At 71.9% G+C, this 6730-nt stretch carries 5 protein-coding genes; 1 reads left to right on the top strand and 4 read right to left on the bottom strand.

Annotation, left to right across the window (positions count from 1 at the left end):
* Positions 1-62 precede the first annotated feature (62 nt).
* Positions 63-1010, bottom strand: coding sequence for an alpha-E domain-containing protein (locus tag ND748_RS06225; protein ID WP_251744706.1), 948 nt, complete (start codon positions 1008-1010; stop codon positions 63-65).
* Positions 1004-2623: a circularly permuted type 2 ATP-grasp protein gene (locus ND748_RS06220; protein ID WP_251744705.1), complete on the bottom strand. Its 1620-nt coding sequence runs from the start codon at positions 2621-2623 to the stop codon at positions 1004-1006. Before ND748_RS06220 ends, ND748_RS06225 begins: the two co-directional genes overlap by 7 nt.
* A gap of 242 nt (positions 2624-2865) precedes the next feature.
* On the opposite strand from ND748_RS06220, the gene rfbB reads away from it, so the two are divergent.
* Complete coding sequence (gene rfbB / locus ND748_RS06215) at positions 2866-3870, top strand: dTDP-glucose 4,6-dehydratase (RefSeq protein WP_251744704.1); 1005 nt, start codon at positions 2866-2868, stop codon at positions 3868-3870.
* Positions 3871-3880: 10 nt separating this feature from the next.
* On the opposite strand, the gene glgA is transcribed toward rfbB, so the two are convergent.
* Entirely contained in the window at positions 3881-5077 is a 1197-nt protein-coding gene (glgA, locus tag ND748_RS06210) for a glycogen synthase (protein WP_251744703.1), read from the bottom strand.
* A gap of 84 nt (positions 5078-5161) precedes the next feature.
* A complete protein-coding gene (glgC, locus tag ND748_RS06205) occupies positions 5162-6400 on the bottom strand; it encodes a glucose-1-phosphate adenylyltransferase (RefSeq protein WP_251744702.1) in 1239 nt (412 codons plus the stop codon).
* Positions 6401-6730 lie beyond the last annotated feature (330 nt).

The raw sequence follows: 6730 nt of genomic DNA, 5'->3' as shown, positions 1-6730 counted from the left end.
CCCCCGGGCCGGGCGGACCACCCGGGTGGGACTGGCCGGGCGGGTCAGCCGCGACGGCCGGCTCACGCCGGCACCTCCATCGCCCAGGACCGCGGCGCCTCGCGGGCGAAGTAGCGGGCCGTCACCTCGCCGCTGACCGACGAGCAGGTGCTCTGCAGGGAGGCGAGCAGGTCCGGCATGTTCTCGACGAGCTCGGCGACGCTGTGGAACTCCAGCTCCGTGCGGGTCCGCCCGACCGTCCGGCGGGCGGCGTCGTCGACGGTGGACCGGGGTCGGCCGCGGCCGCCGTCGAGCTCGGCGAGGATGTCCTCGGCCAGCGCCAGCGACCAGTACACCGAGCGCGGAAACAGCCGGTCGAGCAGCAGGAACTCGGCGACCCGGGCGGCGTCGACGGCACGCCGGTAGGTCCGCAGGTACGCCTCGTGCGCACCGCAGGAGCGCAGCAGGCTGATCCAGCTCTGCGAGTGCGGGTCGTCACTGATGCTCGACGACAGCAGCCGGGAGGTCATGTCGACGCGTTCCAGGCTGCGGCCGAGCACCAGGAAGCGCCAGCCGTCGTCGCGGGCGAGGGTGGCGTCGACCAGCCCGGCGAGCATCGCGGTGCGCTCGCGGACGTAGCGGAAGAACACGTGCGGGCCGAGGCGGCGGGCCAGCTCCTCGTTGTGGGGCAGGTCGTTCCAGGTGGCGTTGAGGCATTCCCAGACGTCGCTGGAGACGACCACACGCGCGCTGCGGGCGTTCTCCCGGGCCGCCGACAGCGCCCCGGTGATGCTGAACGGCCGCGCCGGGTCGTAGGCAAGGATCTCGGTCACCGTGCGGGAGTCGACCTGCTGATCGAACGTTGCCGGCTGGCCCATGACGGCAAGCAGCTCGCGGCCGGCAAAGCTCGCGTCGAGCCACGGGTCCTCCAGCACCCGATGGACGTGGACGTCGAGGATGCGGGCGGTGGACTCGGCCCGCTCCACGTAGCGGCCGATCCAGAACAGCGACTCGGCGATCCGGCTCAGCATCCCGAGCTCCCCCCGGCCTGGTGCTGCTGCTGTTCTTGCTGCTGCTGTTGTTCTTGCTGCTGCTGTTGCTGCTGGTCGGAGGAGACCGGACCGAGGTCCGGGCCGCTGGCGGGGCGGGCGGCGGCACCCGGCGGGCGGGCGGGCGGCAGCGCCGGTTCGCGCGGGTTGCGCTCGGCGGCGAGCACCCAGGTGTCCTTGGAGCCGCCGCCCTGGCTGGAATTGACGACCAGGCTGCCCCGCGGCAGCGCGACCCGGGTCAGCCCCCCGGGCAGCACCCACACCTTGTTGCCGTCGTTGACGGCGAACGGTCGCAGGTCCACGTGCCGGGGGCCGAGGCGGTCATCGATCAGCGTCGGCGACGTCGACAGTTTGACGACCCGCTGGGCGATCCAGCCGCGAGGATCCTCGCTGACCCGCACCCGCAGCTCGGCCAGTTCGGCGTCGCTGGCCTGGGGCCCGATGACGATGCCCTTGCCACCGGAGCCGTCGACCGGCTTGACGACGAGGGAGTCCAGGTGGTCGAGGACGTACGCCCGCTGGTCCGGGTCCTCGAGCCGGTAGGTGTCGACGTTCGGCAGGATCGGCTCCTCGCCGAGGTAGTACCGGATGAGCTCGGGGACGTAGGTGTACATCAGCTTGTCGTCGGCGACCCCGTTGCCGACCGCGTTGGCGATCGTCACATTGCCGGCGCGGGCGGCGTTGACCAGCCCGGCGCAGCCGACCATCGACTCCGGGCGGAAGTGCAGCGGGTCGAGCCAGTCGTCGTCCACCCGGCGGTAGACGACGTGCACCGGCTGCTTGCCCTCGGTGGTCCGCATGGTGACCTTGTTGTCACGGACCGACAGGTCGCGGCCCTCGACCAGCTCCACGCCCATCTGCCGGGCCAGCAGCGCGTGCTCGAAGTAGGCGGAGTTGTACACGCCCGGGGTGAGCACGACCACCGTCGGGTCGGCGACCTCCGGCGGGGCGGCGGCGCGCAGCGCGTGCAGCAGGTGGGTGGCGTAGTCGGCGACCGGCCGCACCCGGTGGGTGGCGAAGAGCTCCGGGAACACCCGGGTCATCGCCCGGCGGTTCTCGATCACGTAGCTGACCCCGGACGGCACCCGGACGTTGTCCTCCAGGACGCGGAAGCCGCCCTGCTCGTCGCGGATGAGGTCGATCCCGGACACGTGCGCCCGCACCCCGTTCGGCGGGTCGATGCCGTGCGCCGCGCGGTGGAAGTGCGCGCTGGTCAGCACGAGCCGGCGCGGCACGATGCCGTCGGCGAGCACCTCGGCCGGCCCGTAGACGTCCGCCAGGAACGCCTCCAGCGCCTGGACGCGCTGGGTGACGCCGCGCTCGATGACGTCCCACTCGTCGCCGGCGAGCAGCCGCGGCACGAGATCCAGGGGGAAGGGCCGCTCCTCACCGAAGAGGTTGAAGGTGATGCCCGCGTCCCGGAACGCCCGGTCCAGGGCGACCTTGCGGGCCGCGAGATCTGCGCTGCTGAGGGGTTGCAACGCGTCATAGAGGGCGGCGTACACGTCCCGGGGGGTGTTCGACGCCTCGAACACCTCGTCCCAGGCCGCCGTGGCCGCCGCTTCCGCCGGATAACCCTCGAACAGGTCCGCCACAGGCCGGAGCGTAATTTGCGCATGTTACTTCCACATGAAGTCACGGACCTGGACGGGGATGTTCACCGCCACCGGATGGTGCGACCGGGGGCCCCCGGCCTGCCCGGCCAACCCGCCGCGGACCGCCGCGCCGCCCACCAGGCAGACTTGAGACCGCTTCGCCCGGGCCGCGAGACCATGGCCGCCGACCGCCCATCCCACCGCGTGCGCCGAAGCACGCGGGCCGACCGAAAGGCCGAACGATGTCGACGCTGCTGGTGACCGGAGCCGCCGGGTTCATCGGGTCGAACTTCGTCCGCTACTGGCGCGAGCGCCACCCGGCGGACACCGTCGTGGCGTTCGACGCCCTGACCTACGCGGGCTGCCGGGAGAACCTCGCCGACGTCGCGGAGCGCATCACCTTCGTCCACGGCGACATCCGCGACCGCGAGCTCGTCGAGTCCACGCTGCGCGAGCACACGGTCGACGTGATCGTGAACTTCGCCGCCGAGTCGCACAACAGTCTGGCGATCATCCGGCCGGGCGACTTCTTCTCGACGAACGTGATGGGCACCCAGACGCTGTTGGAGGCGGCCCGCACGGTCGGGGTCGCCCGCTTCCACCAGATCTCCACCTGCGAGGTCTACGGCGACATGGACCTCAACGACCCGGGCGCCTTCACCGAGGACGCCCCCTACCTGCCGCGCACCCCGTACAACGCGGCGAAGGCCGGCAGCGACCATGCCGTGCGCGCCTACGGCTACACCTACGACCTGCCGATCACGATCACCAACTGCTCGAACAACTACGGGCCGTACCAGTTCCCGGAGAAGGTCATCCCGCTGTTCGTGACCCGGGCGCTGCAGGGCGAGCAGCTCCCGCTCTACGCGTCGACGACGAACCGGCGCGAGTGGCTGCACGTGATGGACCACTGCCGGGCGATCGACGCCGTGCTCGACCGCGGCCGGGTCGGCGAGACCTACCACGTGGGCTCCGGGGTCGAGGCCGACATCGCCACGATCGCCGACACCGTGCTCGCCGAGCTCGGCCTGCCGGCGTCGCTGAAGACGATCGTGCCGGACCGGCCCTCCCACGACCGCCGCTACCTGCTGGACTCCACCAAGCTGCGCACCGAGCTCGGCTGGTCGCCGCTGATCGACTTCAACGAGGGGATGCGTTCCACCATCGCCTGGTACAAGGAGAACGAGCCCTGGTGGCGCCCCTTGCTGGGCCGCTCCCCCGTGACCGAGACCGCCTGGCAGCGCTGAACACCGCCCGCTAGCGGCGGGCCACCGAGTCGTACAGGGCCGCGGTGCGCTCGGCGACGGCGGCCCAGCCGAACTCGCCGACGGCGCGGTCCCGGCCGGCGCGGCCCATCGCCGCCGCCCGGGCCGGGTCGGCGAGCACGGTGTTGACGGCGTCGGCGAGCGCCTTGGGCTCCTCGGGCGGGACGAGCAGCCCGGTGACGCCGTCGTCGACGACCTCCGGGATGCCGCCGACGCGGGAGGCGACGACGGCGGTGCCGCAGGCCATCGCCTCCAGGTTGACGATGCCCAGCGGCTCGTACACCGACGGGCAGACGAACACGGTGGCGTGGCTGAGCAGCTGGATGACCTCGGGCTTGGTCAGCATTCCGTTGAGCCAGACGACGCCGCCGCGCTCGACGCGCAGCCCGTCGACCAGCGCGGTGGTCTCCGCGAGCAGCTCCGGGGTGTCCGGGGCGCCGGCGCAGAGCACGAGCTGCGCCCGCGGGTCGATCGCCGACGCGGCGCGCAGCAGCACCGGCAGCCCCTTCTGCCGGGCGATCCGCCCCACGAAGATCACCGTGGGCCGTTCCGGGTCGACCCCGTGCCGTGCCAGCACGTCGGTCGCCGGGTCGGGCTGGTACTCCTCGGTGTCGATGCCGTTGCGGATCACGTGCACCCGGACCGGATCGACCGCCGGATAGGCGTCGAGGATGTCGGCGCGCATCCCGGCGCTCACCGCCACGACCGCCGCCGCGGACTCGATGGCGATCCGCTCGGACCAGGACGACAGCCGGTAGCCGCCGCCGAGCTGCTCGGCCTTCCACGGTCGGCGCGGCTCCAACGAGTGCGACGTCATCACGTGCGGGACGCCGCCGAGCAGGGCGGCAAGGTGACCGCCGAGGTTCGTGTACCAGGTATGGGAGTGGATCACGTCCGCGCCGACGGCCGCCGCCGCCATGGACAGGTCCATCGACAGGGTGCGCAGCACGTCGTCGGTGCCGGCGAGCGCCGCCCAGCTCGGGTGGGCGCTCACCGCGGCGACGCCCGGCCCGCCGGGCACCTCCACCACGGCCCGGTCGCCACCGCCCGCCGCCCGGTGCCCGCCGGCCTCCCGGTGCACGGTGAGGTCGACCAGCCGGGCGAGCTCGCGGGCCAGGTACTCGACGTGCACACCCGCGCCGCCGTAGACGTCCGGGGGAAACTCGCGGGTGAGCAGCGCGACGCGCATGGACTGTCTCTCCATCGACGGGGTGGACGAGCGGGTGCAGTGGACGAGCGAGTGCAGTGGTGGCGCGGGTGCAGGGTGGCGCAGTCAGTCGGTGACGGTGACGCCCTTGCCGACCACGGTGATGCCGCGTTCGCTCACGGCATAGCCGCGGGCGCGGTCGCGGTCCTTGTCGACGCCGACCTGGGCGCCCGGTGGGACGTGGACGTTCTTGTCGAGGATCGCGTCGCGGACGACGGCGCCGCGCCCGACGACGGCGTTGTCGAGGACGACCGAGCGGTCGACCTCCGCCCAGGAGTTGATCCGCACGCCCGGCGAGAGCACCGCGGACCGCACGGTGCCGCCAGAGACGATCACGCCGTTGCTGACGATGCTGTTGATCGCCGTGCCGGTGCGCCGCGGGTCGTCGTGGACGAACTTGGCCGGCGGCAGCGACGGCACGTTGGTGAAGATCGGCCACTCGCGGTTGTACAGGTTGAAGACCGGGTCGAGCGCGCACAGGTCCATCTGCGCGTCGAAGTAGGAGTCGAGGGTGCCGACGTCGCGCCAGTAGCCGCGGTCACGGGCGGTCGTGCCGGGCACGACGTTGTCGCTGAAGTCGTACACGGCGGCGGCGCGCTGCGCGACGAGCATCGGGATGATGTCGCCGCCCATGTCGTGCCGGCTGTCCTCGTCGGCGGCGTCCTTGCGCAGCGCGTCGATGAGCACGTCGGTGGAGAAGACGTAGTTGCCCATGGACGCGAACGTCTCCTCCGGGCTGCCCGGCAGACCGGGCGGTTCGGCGGGCTTCTCGAGGAACGCCTCGATGGTCCGACCGTCCCGGCCGGTCTGGATCACCCCGAACGACCGTCCCTCCGCGCGCGGCACCCGCAGCCCGGCGACGGTCACCCCGGCACCGGAGTCGAGATGCTGGGCGACCATCTGCCGGGGATCCATCCGGTAGACGTGGTCGGCCCCGAAGACGACGACGATGTCCGGGTTGTCGTCGTGGACGAGGTTCAGCGACTGGTGGATCGCGTCGGCGCTGCCGGCGAACCACCGCGGGCCGAGACGCTGCTGCGCCGGCACCGGGGTGATGTAGTTGCCCAGCAGGTTGCTCATCCGCCACGTCGTGGTGATGTGCCGGTCGAGGCTGTGGCTCTTGTACTGGGTGAGCACGGCGATCCGCAGATAGCCGGCGTTGACCAGGTTGGATAACACGAAGTCGATCAGCCGGTACAACCCACCGAAGGGAACGGCGGGCTTGGCCCGATCGGCCGTCAGCGGCGCCAGCCGCCGTCCGGCCCCCCCGGCCAGCACCAGGCCGAGGACCCGCGGACTCGGCACAGACTTGCTCCCGTCTCATGGCATGGTCTGCGGGGCGATCCGCGGGCCGACACGTCCCTGCCCGGCCAGGTATCCGTCCACACCCGGCATCCCGAACGACCCCTCAACCCGCGCCGAACTCGACGGGAAAGCTGCCGGATGGGGACCCTTGCCGCGAATGTCCGATGACTCCGCCGATCGCCTGTTGCGACCCTACAAGCTGGGCCTGCGAGGCTCGGAACCGCCGCCGGACGACTGCCCCGAACGGGGTCTACCCACCCGTTCCTCGACCGCCCAGTCGGGCCACACCGCTCGCCCGAGCCACCCGACCGAACACCTTGATCACCACGC

The organism is Frankia sp. AiPs1 (genome assembly GCF_023716945.1).
In the GTDB taxonomy this organism is placed as follows: domain Bacteria; phylum Actinomycetota; class Actinomycetes; order Frankiales; family Frankiaceae; genus Frankia.
Note: the sequence above shows the minus strand (reverse complement) of the source record. Positions and strands in the feature narration are given on the sequence as shown.

Excerpts from the sequence above, each read along its gene's own strand:
- ND748_RS06225 (WP_251744706.1), bottom strand. The coding sequence starts at position 1,010 with ATGCTGAGCCGGATCGCCGAGTCGCTGTTCTGGATCGGCCGCTACGTG.
- rfbB (WP_251744704.1), top strand. The coding sequence starts at position 2,866 with ATGTCGACGCTGCTGGTGACCGGAGCCGCCGGGTTCATCGGGTCGAAC.
- glgA (WP_251744703.1), bottom strand. The coding sequence starts at position 5,077 with ATGCGCGTCGCGCTGCTCACCCGCGAGTTTCCCCCGGACGTCTACGGC.